General features: G+C 39.8%; 17 protein-coding genes and 1 riboswitch. Of the genes, 8 read left to right on the top strand and 9 right to left on the bottom strand.

Annotation, left to right across the window (positions count from 1 at the left end; translation table 11 throughout):
• Nucleotides 1-92: 92 nt before the first annotated feature.
• Together HNR53_RS02630 and HNR53_RS02625 are read left to right on the top strand one after the other, a co-directional pair.
• Nucleotides 93-1,268, top strand: coding sequence for an acyl-CoA dehydrogenase family protein (locus tag HNR53_RS02630; protein ID WP_184522455.1), 1,176 nt, complete (start codon nt 93-95; stop codon nt 1,266-1,268).
• Between the two features lie 236 nt (nt 1,269-1,504).
• Complete coding sequence (locus tag HNR53_RS02625) at nt 1,505-2,392, top strand: LysR family transcriptional regulator (RefSeq protein WP_184522453.1); 888 nt, start codon at nt 1,505-1,507, stop codon at nt 2,390-2,392.
• A gap of 229 nt (nt 2,393-2,621) precedes the next feature.
• On the opposite strand, the gene cobT is transcribed toward HNR53_RS02625, so the two are convergent.
• Nucleotides 2,622-3,671, bottom strand: a complete 1,050-nt coding sequence (gene cobT, locus HNR53_RS02620; RefSeq protein WP_184522451.1) for a nicotinate-nucleotide--dimethylbenzimidazole phosphoribosyltransferase — start codon at nt 3,669-3,671, stop codon at nt 2,622-2,624.
• A gap of 86 nt (nt 3,672-3,757) precedes the next feature.
• A riboswitch (cobalamin riboswitch) is annotated at nt 3,758-3,933 on the bottom strand.
• A 283-nt stretch (nt 3,934-4,216) separates the two neighbouring features.
• On the opposite strand from cobT, the gene ystJ reads away from it, so the two are divergent.
• The 3 genes from ystJ (at nt 4,217) to HNR53_RS02605 (ending at nt 6,985) form a co-directional block, all read left to right on the top strand.
• Entirely contained in the window at nt 4,217-5,467 is a 1,251-nt protein-coding gene (gene ystJ, locus HNR53_RS02615; RefSeq protein WP_184522449.1) for an NADP-dependent malic enzyme, read from the top strand.
• Between the two features lie 230 nt (nt 5,468-5,697).
• Nucleotides 5,698-6,609 (top strand): catechol 2,3-dioxygenase, encoded by a 912-nt coding sequence (locus tag HNR53_RS02610; protein ID WP_184522447.1) that lies wholly within the window; start codon nt 5,698-5,700, stop codon nt 6,607-6,609.
• 22 nt (nt 6,610-6,631) lie between these two features.
• A complete protein-coding gene (locus tag HNR53_RS02605) occupies nt 6,632-6,985 on the top strand; it encodes a 2Fe-2S iron-sulfur cluster-binding protein (RefSeq protein WP_184522445.1) in 354 nt (117 codons plus the stop codon).
• A 57-nt stretch (nt 6,986-7,042) separates the two neighbouring features.
• Here the strand turns inward: HNR53_RS02605 and HNR53_RS02600 are convergent, their stop codons facing one another.
• From HNR53_RS02600 to HNR53_RS02590, 3 genes are all read right to left on the bottom strand, one after another.
• Nucleotides 7,043-7,783 (bottom strand): ATP-binding cassette domain-containing protein, encoded by a 741-nt coding sequence (locus HNR53_RS02600; RefSeq protein ID WP_184522443.1) that lies wholly within the window; start codon nt 7,781-7,783, stop codon nt 7,043-7,045.
• A 16-nt stretch (nt 7,784-7,799) separates the two neighbouring features.
• A complete protein-coding gene (locus tag HNR53_RS02595) occupies nt 7,800-8,573 on the bottom strand; it encodes an amino acid ABC transporter permease (protein ID WP_184522441.1) in 774 nt (257 codons plus the stop codon).
• 69 nt (nt 8,574-8,642) lie between these two features.
• Nucleotides 8,643-9,494, bottom strand: coding sequence for a transporter substrate-binding domain-containing protein (locus HNR53_RS02590; RefSeq protein ID WP_184522439.1), 852 nt, complete (start codon nt 9,492-9,494; stop codon nt 8,643-8,645).
• 500 nt (nt 9,495-9,994) lie between these two features.
• On the opposite strand from HNR53_RS02590, the gene glpK reads away from it, so the two are divergent.
• A complete protein-coding gene (glpK, locus tag HNR53_RS02585; protein ID WP_184522437.1) occupies nt 9,995-11,485 on the top strand; it encodes a glycerol kinase GlpK in 1,491 nt (496 codons plus the stop codon).
• A gap of 47 nt (nt 11,486-11,532) precedes the next feature.
• Here glpK and HNR53_RS02580 read toward each other — a convergent pair whose 3' ends face one another.
• The 4 genes from HNR53_RS02580 to HNR53_RS02565 all read right to left on the bottom strand — a co-directional run bounded on the left by HNR53_RS02580 (nt 11,533) and on the right by HNR53_RS02565 (nt 15,344).
• Nucleotides 11,533-13,200: a glycerol-3-phosphate dehydrogenase/oxidase gene (locus HNR53_RS02580; RefSeq protein ID WP_377802073.1), complete on the bottom strand. Its 1,668-nt coding sequence runs from the start codon at nt 13,198-13,200 to the stop codon at nt 11,533-11,535.
• Between the two features lie 136 nt (nt 13,201-13,336).
• Nucleotides 13,337-13,741, bottom strand: a complete 405-nt coding sequence (locus tag HNR53_RS02575) for a DUF350 domain-containing protein (RefSeq protein WP_184522433.1) — start codon at nt 13,739-13,741, stop codon at nt 13,337-13,339.
• 29 nt (nt 13,742-13,770) lie between these two features.
• Nucleotides 13,771-15,018 carry a glutathionylspermidine synthase family protein gene (locus HNR53_RS02570; RefSeq protein WP_184522432.1) on the bottom strand — a complete coding sequence of 416 codons (1,248 nt, stop codon included), beginning with the start codon at nt 15,016-15,018 and terminating at the stop codon, nt 13,771-13,773.
• Nucleotides 15,018-15,344: an aminotransferase yhxA gene (locus HNR53_RS02565; protein ID WP_184522430.1), complete on the bottom strand. Its 327-nt coding sequence runs from the start codon at nt 15,342-15,344 to the stop codon at nt 15,018-15,020. Before HNR53_RS02565 ends, HNR53_RS02570 begins: the two co-directional genes overlap by 1 nt.
• Before the next feature lie 95 nt (nt 15,345-15,439).
• Between HNR53_RS02565 and HNR53_RS02560 the strand changes: the two genes are divergently transcribed.
• Nucleotides 15,440-15,892: a hypothetical protein gene (locus tag HNR53_RS02560; protein ID WP_184522428.1), complete on the top strand. Its 453-nt coding sequence runs from the start codon at nt 15,440-15,442 to the stop codon at nt 15,890-15,892.
• 176 nt (nt 15,893-16,068) lie between these two features.
• Here the strand turns inward: HNR53_RS02560 and HNR53_RS02555 are convergent, their stop codons facing one another.
• Complete coding sequence (locus HNR53_RS02555) at nt 16,069-16,233, bottom strand: hypothetical protein (protein WP_184522785.1); 165 nt, start codon at nt 16,231-16,233, stop codon at nt 16,069-16,071.
• Nucleotides 16,234-16,565: 332 nt separating this feature from the next.
• Here HNR53_RS02555 and acsA point away from each other — a divergent pair, with 332 nt between their 5' ends.
• Nucleotides 16,566-18,287: an acetate--CoA ligase gene (gene acsA / locus HNR53_RS02550; protein ID WP_184522426.1), complete on the top strand. Its 1,722-nt coding sequence runs from the start codon at nt 16,566-16,568 to the stop codon at nt 18,285-18,287.
• The last annotated feature ends 133 nt before the right edge of the window (nt 18,288-18,420 follow it).

The following is an 18,420-nucleotide window of genomic DNA, read 5'->3' as shown; positions in this document are numbered from 1 at the left end:
AGGAAATCAGTATAAGTGCAATAAGACAACATTCCTTGAACCTTAACCATAATCAACACAAACCAAATATTGTATAATGAATCAAGGAGTCGATGAAAGTAGGTGTGTCAGTGAAACAACTATTTATAAAAACAGAACGGCAAAGAGAATGGATCGATAAGCTGGAAAAACACCAAGCATCCTTTAGCAGCTATTCACAGGAAATTGATGAAAAATCAAGATTTCCTGTGGAAAACATCCAAGCACTGATTCATATGGGATATACAACACTCCCGCTGTCAAAGGAATTTGGAGGCGAAGGGATTTCCATATCGGACATGGTACTTTTCCAAGAAACGATTTCAAGCTTTGATGGTGCTACAGGGCTATCGATTGGCTGGCATCAAAGTGTCGTTGGCGAACTTTATGAAAAAAAACTATGGGATAAGCGTGTGTTGGAACGTTTTGCTCAACAAGTCAAGAGCGGTGCGTTAGTAAACCGTGCTGCAAGTGAAGCACAAACGGGCAGTCCAACCCGCGGCGGCCGCCCCGGTACTACAGCGGAAAAGAAAGCAGGAAAATGGATAATATCCGGCCGTAAAATCTTTACGACCATGTCCCCTGCTCTGACGCATTTTCTCGTAACTGCATGGATTGCAGAAAAAGGAGGCATCGGAGTATTCTTGATCGAAAAGGATTCAAATGGGCTTTCTCTTGAAGAAAATTGGCATGTCATCTCGATGAGAGGAACAGAAAGTCATGATTTGGTCCTAAACCAAGTGGAAGTTGCAGAAGAAAATTTTGTTGAGTTCTTTCAAGGGACCAAAGGAAAATCATTAAATGCCTGGCTGCTGCATATCCCCGCATGTTACTTAGGAATTGCCCAAGCAGCAAGAGATTATTCCGTTCAATTTGCAGCAGATTATTCTCCCAACAGTATCACCGGCACGATTAGCCAATTGCCGAATGTGCAAAGCTTAATCGGGAAAATGGACTTGGAGTTAATGAAAGCACGCCACTTTTTGTACAGTGTGGCTGAACTCTACGATGACCATTCACGCCGCCCTTACATAACGAATGAATTGGGTGCGGCCAAGCACATTGTGACAAATTCCAGTCTAAAAATTGTGGATCAGGCGATGCGAATTGTCGGGGCAAAAAGTCTTCAGCTATCAAACCCGCTGCAGCGCTATTATCGTGATGCGCGTGCAGGGCTGCATAATCCGCCAATGGATGACATGACCATTGCAAAAATTGCGCAAACAGCGATTAGTGAAATGAAAAAATAAATCTTCCACAAACGGTTCATCACTCGCACAATAAAAGAATGCTGTCCTTTCTATACGCAGGCAGCATTCTTTTCCATTATGTATCTGCTAGTTAAAGAGAGATAAGTATAGACTGCTTCATTAGGAATAATTATCTGTATATTTCAAATTATAGGAACATTCTATTGATTTTTCTAATACAAGTTTTATAATAATATCATCACCTTTAGATTATGAATCTACGTAAGGAGGCAGCGATGAACCTTTTACAGTTAAAATATTTCCAAGCTGCGGCAGAATATGAACATATGACAAAGGCGGCACAGGCTTTAAATGTCTCACAGCCAGCATTAAGCAACACCATCTCACGTTTAGAGAAACAAATTGGTGTCCCGCTCTTTGAGCGCCAAGGAAGACAGATTAAGCTCTCTCCCTATGGCAAAACCTATCTTCACCGTGTCAATCAGGCATTCTACCAATTAGAAAAAGGGCAGCGCGAAGTTGAAGAAATGGCTGGTCCAGATAAAGGTCTTATCTCATTTGCTACCACTTTTCCAAGCGTACTTCCTTTTCTGTTGAAGGAATTTTTAGAGGTCTATCCCGATGCTAAATTTATGCAAAATCAGGCTTTTATAGAAAAAGACATCATCAAACAACTTGAAAAACAGGAGATTAATATCTGTATTTCTACCTTTCCGATTATTCATTCTGATATAGAATGGCTGCCTTTAGTCGAAGAGGAAATCTTCTTATCTGTACCTCCAGAGCATCATCTTGCCGGAAGAGGGAGCATTCAATTAATAGATGCCGCCAACGAACCATTTATTAGTATGGCGCAGGATGATTATTTTCGGGAATTGACAGATAACTTCTGCAGGGAAGCAGGGTTCAAGCCAAATATTGTCTATGAAATAGCCGAGGCCAGTATCATTCAGCATTTAGTTGAACTAAATCTCGGAGTTACGTTTACGCCATTTTTATTTGCTGCTAAAATTAACAAACACCGCTCTGTTCAATTGAAGATAGAGAATCCCATCTGTAAGCGGACAATTGGTCTGGCTTGGCATAAAGGTCATTTTATGTCGCAATCGGTAGAACAGTTTAAGAGATTTTGTCAGGAATTCTTCGAAAAGTCAATGTTATGAGTCTATGTATGAAAATGAATCTCATTTAGATCCCTTTATCTATTTCGTTCCGCAAACATAAGGTTCATTTTTGCCATATGTCTGCAATATTCTAAGAGCTTGTCCCAAGCATGCTTAGCGGGTCCGAACTAAACTCGTGCCCGCTATGTTCAGTTTTAATATATATAGATTCAACTTAAAGTTCATATAAGTTTGTGAAAGATCCTACTTTCTTCTATTAAATAAGATATTAAATTTCCATCTCAGCCTCAGCAAATGTCACCATATTTTTCATCATGCTGCAAGCAGCCTCGACAATTGGGAAGGCTAATGCGGCCCCTGAGCCTTCACCAAGGCATAAATCAATATACAGCATTGGCTTCATGCCTAATAATTCACTGGCCTTTTGACCGCCGATTTCAGCAGACGCATGGGAAGTAATCATATATTCTTTTGCTTTTGGTTCAATAGCAGCAGCAATTAATGCTGCTGCAGTAGAAATATATCCGTCGATGACTACCGGGATTTTACTTGCGGCTGCTGCCAGCATCACTCCAGCCATCCCGCCGATTTCCAAACCGCCTACTTTTGCAAGCACATCAATACCGTCATTTGCGTTTGGTTTGTTTAATTCAATGGCTCTCTTTATGACATTAGCCTTATGTTCACGACCGCCCGTACCAAGTCCAGCCCCCCTGCCCGTAATCTCTAATGGATCAATCTTGCCTAAAACGGAAAGAACAGCCGTGCTGGGGGTTGTGTTGCCAATACCCATTTCCCCTGTACCAAGCAAGTTGGCGCCTTTATTGATCTCTGCATTAGCAATCTCAATGCCAATTTCCAGCGAATGAATCGCTTCCTCTCTTGTCATCGCAGGACCCTTCGCCATATTATCTGTACCATATTTTACTTTACGATTAATCACTCCCGAATTCTCCGGAAGATCCACTTTAATTCCCACGTCAACAGGGATAATTCTTGCGCCTGATACTCTGCCCAAAGCACAAACGCCTGTTATACCTTTTACAAAGTTTAATGTTTGTGCAAATGTTACTTCCTGTGGATTGCTCGTCACTCCTTCTTCATAGACACCATGATCTCCGGCCATAACGATAATTGCCTTATTGTCGACAACTGGAAATAGATTTCCGGTAATTCCTGCTAATTGAACTGCTAAATCTTCTAACCGACCTAAGCTTGTCGGTGGTTTGATTAAATGATTAACCCTATCTCTTGCTTTCGCTGTCATTTCCTTGTCCAAGCTTTCAATCTTGCCAATTGTATCCTGTAACAAACTCATAAAGATTACCTCATTTCTTTATTTGAAAATAATAAAAGCCCACAGTTTATCCATCACAAATAAACTGCGGGCTTTTCCATCACTCACATAATAACAGCATATAGGCAGGTCTCCTGGCTAAGGTTCAACATTTCAACAGGCCTTCCCGGGGATAAACCAGTGGCATAATCGTTGAAACTTCCCTTTACAGTGGCGGGACCGCTGAAGACTTACACTTCATTCCCTATTCTCCCATATGGGCACCTACTGCTTTTATTTACTTTATGAATTAAATTTACACAAGATTTATTTATTCGTCAACCAGAATTCTATAAAATTAATTTATTGATAAGTCTTGATTTTAAAGGTTTTTTCTATCAGAACGTTCCAAAAAGTTTGTAATATTTTGACTTGTTTTGTAAAAACTATTTTCTTTTCTCTATTTATTGTCCATAATATGTGTTGTATTCACTTGTTGCTCTATGAGCACCAAAATCGATCTTTTCAAGAGATCCGTTATTCAATTTAAATCTTGTAAAAGAAGCCCAAAGGAGAGTATTCGTTGTATGTCTAGTTTACGTGAAGATGCATTAAAGATGCACAAGGAAAATCAAGGAAAGCTGGCAGTATATTCTAAAGTTCCATTACGCAATGCGAAAGATTTAAGTCTTGCTTATTCACCAGGCGTTGCCGAACCATGCATGGACATCTATGAAAATGAAGACACCGTATATGATTATACAATGAAGGGAAATCTTGTTGCCGTTGTATCGAATGGAACAGCCGTACTTGGACTTGGAAATATCGGTCCCAAAGCTGCTATGCCGGTTATGGAAGGGAAAGCCCTGCTATTTAAATCGTTTGCTGGTGTCGATGCGTTCCCTATTTGCTTGGATACAAAAGATCCGGACAAGATTGTGGAGACTGTTAAGCTATTAGAGCCTACCTTTGGAGGAGTAAACTTAGAAGACATTGCGGCACCGCAATGCTTTGAAATAGAGGAACGTTTGCGCAATATTTGTAATATTCCGATTTTTCACGATGATCAACATGGTACTGCCATCGTTACCGCTGCCGGTCTGATTAATGCTTTAAAACTGACAGGCAGAAAAATTGAAGAAACCCGTGTTGTCGTAAATGGTGCCGGCTCTGCTGGGGTAGCCATTGTAAAGCTTCTTCTAAATATGGGTGTGAGTGATGTAATTTTATGTGATACAAAAGGCATTATTTATAAAGAACGGACAGTTGGCATGAATCCTTTCAAACAAGAAATGGCCAACATTACCAACAAGGAGCATAAACAAGGCTCTTTGGCAGATGCATTGACTGGAGCAGATGTATTTGTAGGTGTTTCCGCTGCCGGCGCGGTAACAAAAGAAATGGTTCGCTCTATGAACCGCGATGCGATTATTTTCGCAATGGCAAACCCGACACCGGAGATCATGCCGGGGGATGCAAAAGAAGCAGGCGCAATGGTCATAGGAACAGGTCGTTCTGATTTTCCAAATCAAGTAAATAATGTCCTGGCATTTCCAGGTATTTTCCGAGGAGCATTGGAAGTCCGCGCTACAGATATTAATGAAGAAATGAAACTAGCGGCTGTTTATGCCATTGCCGGTTTAATTTCGGATCCTGAACTTCATGCCGATTATGTGATTCCAGATCCATTCGACAGCAGGGTAGCGGCATATGTAGCAGAAGCCGTTGCCAATGCCGCTATCGAATCCGGTGTTGCACGAAAAGTAATCGACACAGAATTATTCAAAAAGCAGTTATTAACACCGGCAGAAAAAGAAACTGAAACGATCCATATTTAACTTAATTAGGCCTTATATAATCCATGATTGCGATTATATAGGGCTTTTTACTTGAAGAAAAATTATATTTCAGCATTTTTAGCATGTTTAAGTCTAAAATCTCAAAAAAATTCAACACTTTATGCTGTATGATATTTTAGAATATTGTTATAAAATGAATCTATGAAAGGGCTTTCAGACCTTTTAAATGGGGATTTTTCGAATTAATAGTAAACTAGGGGGAATATGTAATGGGTATCTTACGTACAGGAAGAGTACAAATCAGAATGACTAACTGGGAAGAAAGTATTAATTACTATAAAAATGTTCTCGGTTTAATTGAAACTGCTAGAGAAGATGACCTTGTATATTTAAAGGCTTGGGACGAACATGATCATCACAGTGTAATCCTACAAAAAGCCGACACCGCTGGATTGGAACATCTTGCATTTAAAGTTGAATCACCAGAAGATTTAGATACTTATGAGAAAAAATTAAATGAATATGGAGTTGCTACAACACGTATTCCAGCTGGAACACGAATTGCTGAAGGGGAAGCTGTTCGTTTCCAATTACCAACAGAACAATATGTTGAATTATATGCCGAAATTGAACAAGTAGGAAACGGTCTTCCAATTGTTAACCCTGCTCCATGGCCAGATGGATTAGTTGGAATTGCCCCTACACGCCTTGACCACTTATTAATTGCTGGCGAAGATGTTGCAGGTACTACTAAACTACTTCAAGAAGTATTTGGTTTCAGCATGGCTGAAAAAGTAGTTCTTGAAGATGGCGAAAGCTATTTAGCCACTTGGTTATTTGTTACAAATACTCCACATGATATCGCAGTTATTAAAGGACCTAACGGCAAACTGCACCATGTTGGTTTCTTCCTTGAGGAATGGAATGATGTCCGCAGAGCTGCTGACATTATCGGTAAAAATAATGTTTCACTTGATAAAGGTCCTGTACGTCATGGTATTACACGCGGTACGACAATCTACTTCTTCGATCCATCCGGAAACCGTAACGAAGTATACTGCGGCGGTTACATCGCAATGAAAGATCATCCTACTATTACTTGGACAATCGATAAAGTCGGCGAAGGTATTTCTTATTTCGATAAAGATGCCGGTGAGAGATTTACGTCTGTATTCTCTTAATCGAGCATGCGGAGATAATATAATGAATGAATATAAAATTAAAGTATCGCATCCTGATGAACGAACTTTCACTGGAAATGAGAATGAAAATATTCTCGATGCGTCTATCCGTACACACGGCGGGATTAAAGTCGGCTGTAAACGGGGCGGATGCGGACTGTGTAAAATTAAAGTCGTTGAAGGCGAAATAAAACATGGGGCTGTTTCACGCTCCGTCCTTCCTCTTCAAGAAGAAGAAGAAGGCTATGCATTAGCTTGCCGGGCTATGCCAAAGAGTGATATCACCATTGAAGATCATTCAGCAGCACAAGCTGAGAAATTTGATTACATTAAAGCAGCTATGCAAGCCGCAAAACGCGCAAAAGAAATAGTCTAGACCAAAGAAGCAGCTATTTTCAGCTGCTTCTTTTTGTTTCATTCTTTCACCATATTTTTAAATGGTTTTTAACGTCCGTTTTAAAAATTCTCTTGTCCGCTCTTCAGTTGGATTATTGAAAATCCGCTCTGGAGGTCCCTCTTCAGCGATTACTCCCTTATCCATAAAGACTACCCGATCAGATACTTCCTTCGCAAAACCCATTTCATGGGTAACGATTAGCATCGTCAGACCCGATTCAGCAAGCTCCTTCATTATTTTTAATACTTCTTCTACCATCTCCGGATCCAGTGCTGAAGTTGGTTCGTCAAATAGCATCACATCTGGTTCCATCGAAAGTGCTCTGGCTATTGCGACCCTTTGTTTTTGTCCCCCTGATAATTGTCTTGGCTTAGCATTCACGAATTTATCCATGCCAACAACTTTTAAATATTTCATCGCTATTTGTTCCGCTTCTTGCTTGGAACGTTTTAATACCTTAACTTGACCTACGACACAATTACCTAATACATTGTGATTATTAAACAAGTTGAACTGCTGAAACACCATACCCAGTTTTGTCCGATAAGCATTGATATCGTGTTTACTGTCTAATATATTTTTCCCATGATAAATAATCCTGCCGCCGCTCGGCTGCTCCAGCAGATTGACGCAGCGAAGCAATGTTGATTTCCCTGAGCCGGAGGAACCGATGATACAAACAACTTCCCCTTTTTTCACTGAGAAATTAATATCCTTTAATACTTGATGGCTTCCAAATGACTTGCTTAAATGCTGAATATCGACAACAGTATCCACTTTTTAGCCTCCCCTATTACTTGTTTCCTGTTTTTCTTGCTATATCATCAGGAGTCTCAACCTGCATTTGATTTCCCATCATAATCATATCGTAGTTATCCGGACCATCCATTTTCCGCTCGATCCAACGCAGAACCCTAGTTACGGTAAATGTCATTATTAAATATAAAATACTTGCAACAAAGAAGGACTCAAAATATCTGAAATTGTTTCCTGCGATCGTTTTGGTTTGGAAGAATAATTCCGATACAGAAATAACACTCAATACGGACGTATCTTTAATATTAATAACAAATTCATTTCCGGTCGCCGGTAAAATATTACGTACCGCCTGCGGCAAAATGACATTGAGCATCGTTTGAAAATGGTTCATTCCGATGGCATGTGCTGCTTCAAATTGTCCTTTATCAATTGAAACAATCCCGCCGCGGACAATTTCAGACATATAGGCTCCTGTATTAATAGAAACGATAAAGATAGCAGCAGCGATTCTGTCCATATCTACCCCAAAAGCTAATGCTGAGCCATAATAAATAACCATCGCCTGTACAATCATCGGTGTTCCACGGAAAAATTCAATATAAATAGAAAGAATGGCATTAATAACCTTTAAAAGCCCTTTTTTTGCGCCTTGCTCAGGCACTGGAATTGTACGAATAATCCCTACTATTAATCCAATAACTGATCCAATCACTGTACCAATTAGGGAAATGAGCAGAGTGATGCCTGCTCCACGAAGGAACATTGGCCAATATTCTTGAAAGATGGATACTACCCATTCAAAACTCATTATTTTCCTCCTTATATCCATTACAAAAACCGACTGCATATTGATGCAGCCGGTTTTTCGCAAAATGTATTATTGCGCTGCAGGCTGATTTTTAATTGCTTCATCCATAATACTGCTGCGCTCTTCCTCTGATATACCAGCTAAGATTTTATTCATTTTTTCGATATCCTCATTGCCCTTTTTCACACCTACTGCAATGGCTGTGTCATCATCTGATGTTCTAAATCCATCCTTAAATTCAACCATGGCGAAGTTTGGGTTTGCTGCTGAAGCACTCACAGCCTCCGGACGTTCTGAAACATAACCATCAATAACACCTGATTCAAGAGCCACTCTCATAGCAGGGAAATTATCCATTGCCGGTTGTTTATCAACACCTTTTATTTGCCCAATCACTGAATAGTGGAATGTATTTAATTGAGCGGTAATCTTGGCACCTTTAAAATCCTGAATCGATGAGGCCTTTTCAAAATCTCCGCCTTTTTTCACAACCATTACCAGGTTGGATTTATAATAGTTATCTGTGAAATCAATTGATTTTTTTCTTTCTTCTGTTGGCGACATCCCTGCAATGATCGCATCAATTTTTCCGGAATTCAGCGCAGGAACTAAGCCGTCCCATTCTGTTTTCACAATAACCAGTTCTTTTCCTAAACCTTCTGCAAGTCTTTTAGCGATTTCAACGTCATATCCGCCGGCAAATTCTGCACTGCCTTCCATTTTCACTGCACCATTCGAATTGTCTGTTTGTGTCCAGTTAAATGGAGGATATCCCGCTTCAAGCCCCACTTTAAATGTGTCAGCATTATTTGCCGCGCCGGCATTTTCAGAATCTGCCGCTTCTTCTTTATTGCCGCATCCAGCAAGCAGGATCATTGCTGAAAATGACAAGACCAAGAATATTAATAATTTATTTTTCATCGTTGACCACTCCTCCTTTTTATTATCTCTAATGAGTTAATTTAAATACTGCCTGATAACTTTTTAACAAGATATACAAGTAACGCCTGAAACGGTTCTTAGTTTGTCTTCATTTTATGTCCAGGCTGACATAAAAAGACCTGAGATGGGCTCAGGTCCTGATGTTGACAGTTATCCCTAATTCCTCAAAAGGTTTGTTAAATATCGAAACCTCTATCCCACAATACAAGCGAGGTATTAATCAAATCATTATATTAAAATAGTTAACTTCAGCCTACAATATCATAGATCATCTGTCAACAGACGAATTTGGAAATTTGATTTTACGAGGATGGTTTCTTCCATCAGCCAATAGCAGTTTATGGTATATTATAGGTACTGCAACTTTCATTCTTGCAACCGCTTACTTTCTGTGAAAAAGCAACAGAAAAGAAAATGATCATGATGAGAACGAAGAAAAGAGTACGTAACGTAATCTAAAATAAAGGGAGACTGTAGGTATGGAAAAATATATTTTATCTTTGGATCAAGGTACAACCAGTTCCCGTGCAGTACTTTTCAATAAGGAAGGAAAAATCATTCATTTTGCGCAAAAGGAATTAACACAATATTTCCCCAAACCAGGCTGGGTTGAGCATGATGCAAATGAAATATGGGGTTCTATTTTGGCCGTGATCGCCTCTTGTTTAACGGAAGCCAATATCAAACCGGAACAAGTGGCAGCGATTGGTATTACAAATCAGCGTGAAACGGCTGTTGTTTGGGATAAAAATACAGGGTTGCCGATCTACCATGCTATCGTCTGGCAATCTCGGCAAACGGATGAAATCTGTGCTGAACTAAGAGCGAATGGCTATGAAGATAAAATTAAAGAAAAAACTGGTTTATTAATTGATGCATATTTCTCAGGAACAAAGGTTAAGTGGCTTTTAGACCATGTTGCAGAAGCTAGAGAAAAAGCGGAACGCGGCGAACTTCTCTTTGGGACAATTGATACTTGGTTAATCTGGAAGCTGTCCGGAGGCAAAACCCATGTTACTGATTATTCCAATGCTTCCCGAACGATGATGTATAATATTCGTGAACTGCAGTGGGATAAAGAATTATTAGAAATATTAACCATTCCTGCCTCCATACTTCCAGAAGTTCGACCTTCTTCAGAAATTTACGGCCATACCGTTGACTATCACTTTTTCGGCTGCCATGTTCCCATTGCCGGAGCAGCAGGCGACCAACAAGCTGCTTTGTTCGGCCAGGCTTGTTATGAAAAAGGGATGGCTAAAAACACTTATGGCACCGGCTGTTTTATGTTAATGAATACAGGTGAAAATGCGGTTCAATCTGACCATGGCTTGTTAACCACCATCGCTTGGGGGATTAACGGAAAAGTAGAGTATGCCCTCGAGGAAAGTATTTTTGTCGCAGGTTCTGCCATCCAATGGCTTCGCGATGGTCTGCAAATGTTTACCCATGCGGCTGAAAGTGAAAAGTATGCCGCGAGCGTACCTTCTACAGACGGAGTTTATGTCGTACCGGCATTCGTTGGCCTGGGCACGCCATATTGGGACAGCGATGTCCGTGGAGCTGTATTTGGCTTAACACGAGGTACGTCGAAAGAACATTTTATCCGAGCTACCTTAGAATCGCTTGCTTATCAAACAAAAGATGTACTTACTTCAATGGAGGCAGATTCAAATATTTCCCTTAAGGCATTGCGTGTTGACGGCGGAGCTGTTGCTAATAATTTCTTAATGCAATTTCAAAGCGATATGTTAAATGTTCCGGTAGAAAGACCTGGCATTCTCGAAACTACTGCTTTAGGTGCAGCCTATTTAGCCGGGTTAGCTGTTGGCTATTGGAAAAGCCAGGAGGAAATTGCAAAACAGTGGAATATCGAGACTTCATTCACACCAAATATGGCTGTAAAAGAGAGAACCGATCTTTATACAGGCTGGAAAAAGGCTGTAAAAGCGGCAATGGCGTTTAAATAATCGTTTACTAGAGGGGCGGGGCAGCCTGCCCCTCACTTTATCTCCTCCTATCCCTCTCTATTTGGCTGAACTGCATCGAGCAGCTCTGCTTCTAATTCATTTTGATAAACTTCTTTATTCTTTTCATTCCACTTTAATAGGTCAGCCATCAATTCCAGTACAGGATGCCTCCATTTGTGCACCCATTCAATATTGAAAAGCAATGATCCTGTGCGCCTAATAAAAAAATCCACCGGTTTTACGGTCATTTCTTCTTTCAGGGCGTACATAATTTCAACATATACTTCCAACGGTAATGCATATTTGTTTGCCGGATCATAGTTTTCAGCATAATGAAAAATACGGGTCATGTTGGAGCCATAACGATGTACCAACCTCTCAAATTGCTCATTCGTAAAACCTGCTTCTAATGCCTGTTTGCGATTGCTGTTAATAAACGAATCATATTGCCTTGATCCGCCAAAATGGCCGCCCGAGAGTGGAAGTTGTTTTGTTTGACAGGCGTTGAAGCTGCGGCTCTCCTCATTTTGCAAAGAATGAGCAATCAGATTCACCGCATTTTCAGCCATTTTGCGATAACCGGTTAATTTGCCGCCAGCAATTGTAATCAATCCCGTTTCAGATTCCCAAATTTCATCTTTACGGGAAATTTCAGAAGGATCCTTTCCTTCTTCATAGATAAGAGGACGTACCCCTGCCCAGCTTGACTCAACATCATCGTCCTTTATTTGCAGAGATGGAAACATATATTGAACAGTTTTTATTAAGTATTGAAGATCCTGCTTATTCATTTTGGGCCGCATCGGATCCTGATGATAAAATGTATCTGTCGTTCCGATGTAGGTTTTTCCATCGCGTGGAATGGCAAAAACCATACGCCCATCAGGTGTATCAAAATATACCGCTTGTTTTAAAGGGAGTTTCTCTTGTTCGAATACTATGTGAACTCCCTTCGTAAGACGTATTTTTTTGCCCTTTAAAGGATGATCAAGCCCCCTGATTGTATCCACCCATGGTCCTGATGCATTAATAATCTTTTTCGCATAAATTTCATAATGGTTCCCCGTTAATTGGTCAACCGCTATGACTCCTGCGGTCCTGCCATCCCGATAAAGTAATGTAGCTGCTTTTGTGTAGTTAACAGCCTTAGCTCCCCTTGCTGAAGCCTCTTTTATCACTTCAATGGTCAAGCGGGCATCATCTGTCACGTACTCTACATAATAACCGCCGCCTTTTAATCCCTCCCTTTTGAGAAGAGGTTCTTTTTCCAACACAGCGTTTTTTGCTAACATCCGCTTACGGTCCGCTTTATGAACACCGGCTAATAAATCGTATAGAGAAAGACCTATGGTTGTTGTCAACATGCCGAACGTCCCACCCCCATATATAGGAAGCAGCATTCGTACGGGGGTTGTCACATGCGGAGCATTTTCATACACAATGGCTCGTTCTCTGCCTACCTCTGATACCAACTTCAATTCAAAGTTTTTTAGATAACGAAGACCTCCATGTACTAGTTTTGTTGAACGGCTCGATGTTCCGGCGGCAAAATCCTGCATCTCGATCATTGCCGTTTTCATTCCCCTCGTTACAGCATCTAACGCAATCCCGCACCCTGTTATGCCACCGCCAATAATCAGTACGTCAAACTCCATTGCCTCCATGTCATGTAAAATATTAACTCTATCCAGGCATGAAAATCTCCCCATTTCCATCATTCTCCCCCCTTAAAAAGAAAAAAAGAGATTTAACAATCACAATGGTGCCTCTTCCACTGTATTGTCAAACCTCTCCTGTTTAGACTAAAATAAGTTCCGTATCAACTGATTAAAAGTTTTATTATCATTTATATTAATATGTTAACGAACCGGCAATAATTAAACCAATGGAAACAGATAAAAATAATAAAAACAGACCTATTGCCTGATTATCTTCATCAATTGCTTTTGTCACATTAAATTTAGGCGTCAGCCATTCAGCTAAATAAAAGACAATAATTTGCATCACAATCGCCACGCTGCCCCATATCACCATATCCAATACATTGATGGAATTCGAAATGCTGGAGTAAAGGACGATGCCTAACCCTAGAATCCGTCCGCCAAAGGCATAAACCGCCGCCTTATTTCCGTTTTTGATTAATTCAAACTCCTTATTTTTCGTGGTGACCTCAAATAAGATAATGCCGATTAATAATAATAATAAAGCCACACCAATATAAGATATTGTTGAAGTGAATAACTCTATAAAGCTCATACTCTTCTTCCTCTCTACACCATATTCGCTTATTTAATGCCAACCGGCAGGAAAAAAGCGTTATTATCCGTAATTTGATTTCCGGCTCGGATACCGATTCCGCTTGCTTTTCCATTCAGCAAAAAACTGCCGATTAATAATTTAGCTTCATATATCCCTTTTGTCGTATGGACCCAAGAGGTTGGAAGGTCAACGTATTGCTGAAAAACGGGTGCTGAACTTCGATAGGTTTTATGTGCATCTTCCATAATTTTTTTTCGTCCTTGAAAAATTTCAACTGTGTCCCCCTCCCTGCCAAAGCAAGGCTTCTTCACATACTTGAGACCTTTTTTAATAAATGGATCTTCTTCCATATATGTAGGCAAAAAGTATTTCCCAATCCAGCTCTTCTCCTCTTCAGTAAAGAATGGATGATTTAACTCCATTAATCCCCATATAACCGCTTGGACTGCCTTCGATTGAATAAGAAATGCCGAGATGGGATTGATCACAGCTAATTTACCATCACACACAAGTTCTAAAAGCTGAATCCCGACGGAGTCCTTTGTCATTGAATCTCGATCCTCTATTAGATGCTCCAATGGATAAGTAGGTCTGTATAGGATATCGATTCTGCGTCCCGCCTCATCAAACAACCCTTCATGCCGAATAATATGCAATCGATGCAATGGTACATATCGCGCAGGGAGCTCCGCTAATTCCAGTAGATAACAGGTGGTCCCCCGATCCTCAATATGATCTTCATGTGACGTAAACACAACATACGGTTCATCCCGCTGCAATCTCAGTGCCGATTCAAACACTGCTTTTCGCACAGCATGTCCTAGTTCTTTTTCTAATCCCTCATTCGGATTTACCGCTTTCATTTTTGTTGTGATGAATCTATTGACATGGAAGACTTCTTTTTCAAATGTAGGCGTATCAGAATTGATTTCAAGCACTTTATAGCCGTCATCTGTTCTAACTAGATCCATTCTTGCAATAACGGATTCAACTGGTAATCCCTGATGACGGACAAAAGGGAGAATTTTCTTAGGCAAATCAAGTTGTTTCAGCGTTGACTCAGAAGCCGCTCGCAATAACTTCGCTGTTTTGAAAAATATCCGCCCGGCACGATTTGTTGTTTCCCTTATTTTCTTTATCTCACTTTGCGAAATACAATACATATCGTACAATGCATATTCTGTTTGAAACAAATCAGGCCAAAAATTCTTCACTTCTTGGTAAACCTGCCGACGGCTTTGGCAAAACTGTTCTAAGTCACCTTTATGAAACATTAACCGCCAAATCCTCCTTTAGATCCCGAACCAAAACCAGAGCTGCTGCTTTTAAAGGAACTGCTTGATTTATAGCTTTTGTAGGACGAATCCTTATACAAATTAGATTTCGAAGAATAATATTTTCCCCCATGGTAGGAATGTCCATAATGACTGGAATACTCATCATCACATTCCCAAACCCCGTCGTCATCGTCCCATTCCCAATCATCACAGGAAGGATCATCAGGCATCTTAGGCTGTGATGAATTGTTTGAGCAGTTGGTCACCCCGATAATGACTGCCGCAGAAACGATCCCTGTTAAAAGTAATTTCGTTTTCGACAAAAAATTTCCCCCTATTCTAACAAAACTTTTTATTTAGAATTTTCTCATTCCGTAATATAGTATATATGAGAGTTTTCATTTTGAGGAGAGTAATCATGAATTATTTGTCGATTTTGGAATATCGTTTAAATGATGAAACAAAGAATTATCCGGCCATCTATCAATATATGGATTTAAACAAAACTGAAATTTATTGCAGAAGAAGATGTGATTACTTTATAAAAGAAGGAATCATTTATCGCAAAACTTCTAGTTTAATGGAAGATAATAGGTTTGTTATTTATGTGGAAGAGGATACAGAAGAAGAACTTTTTTATCACGCCCCCATTTACAAGCAAATCACACTTGAAATCCGTTTCCAACACGAGGAAGATTCACCGCTTTTATATACATACGATTTGAATTCCCATGAAGAAGCATTTGATTTTATCGGAAATGAGTTTCTGCAAATTGGCAGAAATGAATATGAAGTAACAGCGGCAGAAATTGACGAAGATCGTTCAACCTATGTCCTCTATGTAAAAGAAACAGAGTATAAATTTGAGTAAAATCACCCTATAACGGGCTGAACTTTATCGTTCGCCTGTTCTCTTCTTCATTATAGAAATGAACAGAAAAAAAGTGCCTTTATAGGATTCGGCACCGCTTTGAAGAATCTATTCTCTTTTCCTTATTTTTATGAATAATCTTTCTTATCCACTTACATTATGAATCAAATAGCTAGTCAGCCTATTTTTCTTGACATGTTTGATTGTTCAATAATAAATAATCTTTTTCTTGGACGCTTTCCAAGCTTGATATAGAGATGACCATCATATGCTTTAAACATTCTTAGACCAACCAATTTTAATGGAGTATTGAATTCTTTCATCCCCATAATTACTTTCACTTACCTTCACTCCTTTATAAAATATACATGTGTGATAAATATCACTATTATATCGCAAAACTAATAGTTATGAAGATATTATTTTCATATAGAGAAATTACTTTAATTAATTTATTGAAAATTTATACTTGTATGTTCAGCAATAAATGCAATATTTCTCCATTTTTAAAGAAGTAATTAGTTTATCCTATTTACATTATTCAAAATTAGTATATTGGTATGAATTATTGAAATTTTTAAAATAATATTAAAAAAACTATTGTTATAGAATATATTTTTGTATTATAATCTGTTATATAACATTATTTCGATAATCTTGAGGGGGCATATAAATGAAACCGGCACTAGAACCAATCACAATTAACACAGTTGACCAAAATGCAAATTTATCTAACTATGATGAAATTGTCAAAGAGATGAATTGGAAAAATGTTGAACAGCATTTTACATGGTCCCAGACTGGCAACGTCAATATGGTGTATGAAGCCATTGATCGTCATGTCGATGAAGGAAAAGGCAGTAAAAAGGCTTTCATTTATTGCGATAGCAATCGAAATGAAGAATATACGTTTTCTGATTTACAATCTTTATCCTGTAAATATGCAAATGGGTTACGCTCCTATGGAATCGAAAAAGGTGACCGGGTATTTATTTTTATGCCTCGCAGCCCAGAATTATACATCACGATGCTCGGAATTATCAGAATTGGCGCAATTGCCGGACCAATGTTTGAAGCATTTATGGAAGAAGCCGTTAAAGATAGATTATTAGACAGTGGAGCGAAAGCTGTTGTCACAACACCTGAACTGTTACATAGAATTCCAGTGGATGAATTACCTGAACTGCAGTACGTAATTATAGTCGGTGCCGAAGAAAAAACTTCCGACAACCAAATCTTATATAAAGATTTAATGGCAAATTCTGATGACTATACAATCGAGTGGGTTGATCGCGAAGATGGAATGCTTCTCATCTATACTTCGGGATCGACAGGGAAACCAAAAGGAGTTTTGCAGGTTCATGATGCCATGGTGCACCAATACCTATCAGGTAAATGGGTATATGATTTACATGAAGACGACATTTATTGGTGTACAGCGGATCCTGGTTGGGTTACCGGAACATCAGCCGGCATGTGGTCACCTTGGTTAAACGGGGTAACAAATGTCCTTCGCGGCGGGCGCTTTAGCGCAGACGAATGGTTTTCTACATTAGAGAAATATAGAGTAACGGTATGGTTTAGTGCTCCAACCGCCTTACGAATGCTGATGGGTAATAGCAGTGAGATGCTAAAAAAATATGATCTTTCAAATCTGCGTCACGTTTTATCTGCTGGAGAACCATTAAATCCTGAAGTTGTTCGTTGGGGCCTTGATGCATTAAACCTGAGAATTCATGATAACTGGTGGATGACAGAAACAGGCTCAGCCATTTGTGCAAACTTCCGTTGTAACCCAATCCGGCCAGGTTCGATGGGAAAACCGCTGCCAGGAATTACAGTGGGGATCATCGATGACTATGGAAATGAACTTCCTCCTCATACAATGGGGAATTTGGCTATTAAGCCAAAATGGCCGGCAATGGTACGGACCATTTGGAACAATCCTGAACGCTACGAACAATATTTCTTAAATGGCTGGTTTGTTACAGGTGACTCCGCTTATATGGATCCCGACGGTTATTTATGGTTTGAAGGCCGCGTGGATGATGTCATCAATACATCAGGTGAGCGCGTTGGTCCTTTTGAAGTAGAAAGCAAACTGGTTGAACATCCTGCTGTTGCTGAGGCTGGGGTTATTGGCGTACCGGATCCTGTCCGCGGTGAAGTCATTAAAGCGTTCATTACATTACGTGATGGATATGCTGAAAGTCCTGAATTATTAACAGAAATCCGTAATTTTGTTAAAACAAAGCTTGCGGCACATGCAGCCCCTCGTTTATTCGAAGTACGGGAAACAATGCCTAAAACACGTTCAGGTAAAATTATGCGCCGCGTATTAAAGGCTTGGGAGCTTGGTCTGCCGACAGGCGACTTGTCAACTATGGAAGACTAAGTAAAAATATGGAAGAGGCTGTCTTAGCTGTGATAAACACATGCTGTGACAGCCTCTTCTCTATTATCAATAGGCGCTGGTAAACTTGCTGTCGATCCGGATACCGCCTTATGTGCATAGGATGTGCTGACTT

The organism is Bacillus benzoevorans (assembly GCF_014207535.1).
GTDB classification, from domain to species: Bacteria; Bacillota; Bacilli; order Bacillales; family Cytobacillaceae; genus Bacillus_BD; species Bacillus_BD benzoevorans.
Note: the sequence above shows the minus strand (reverse complement) of the source record. Positions and strands in the feature narration are given on the sequence as shown.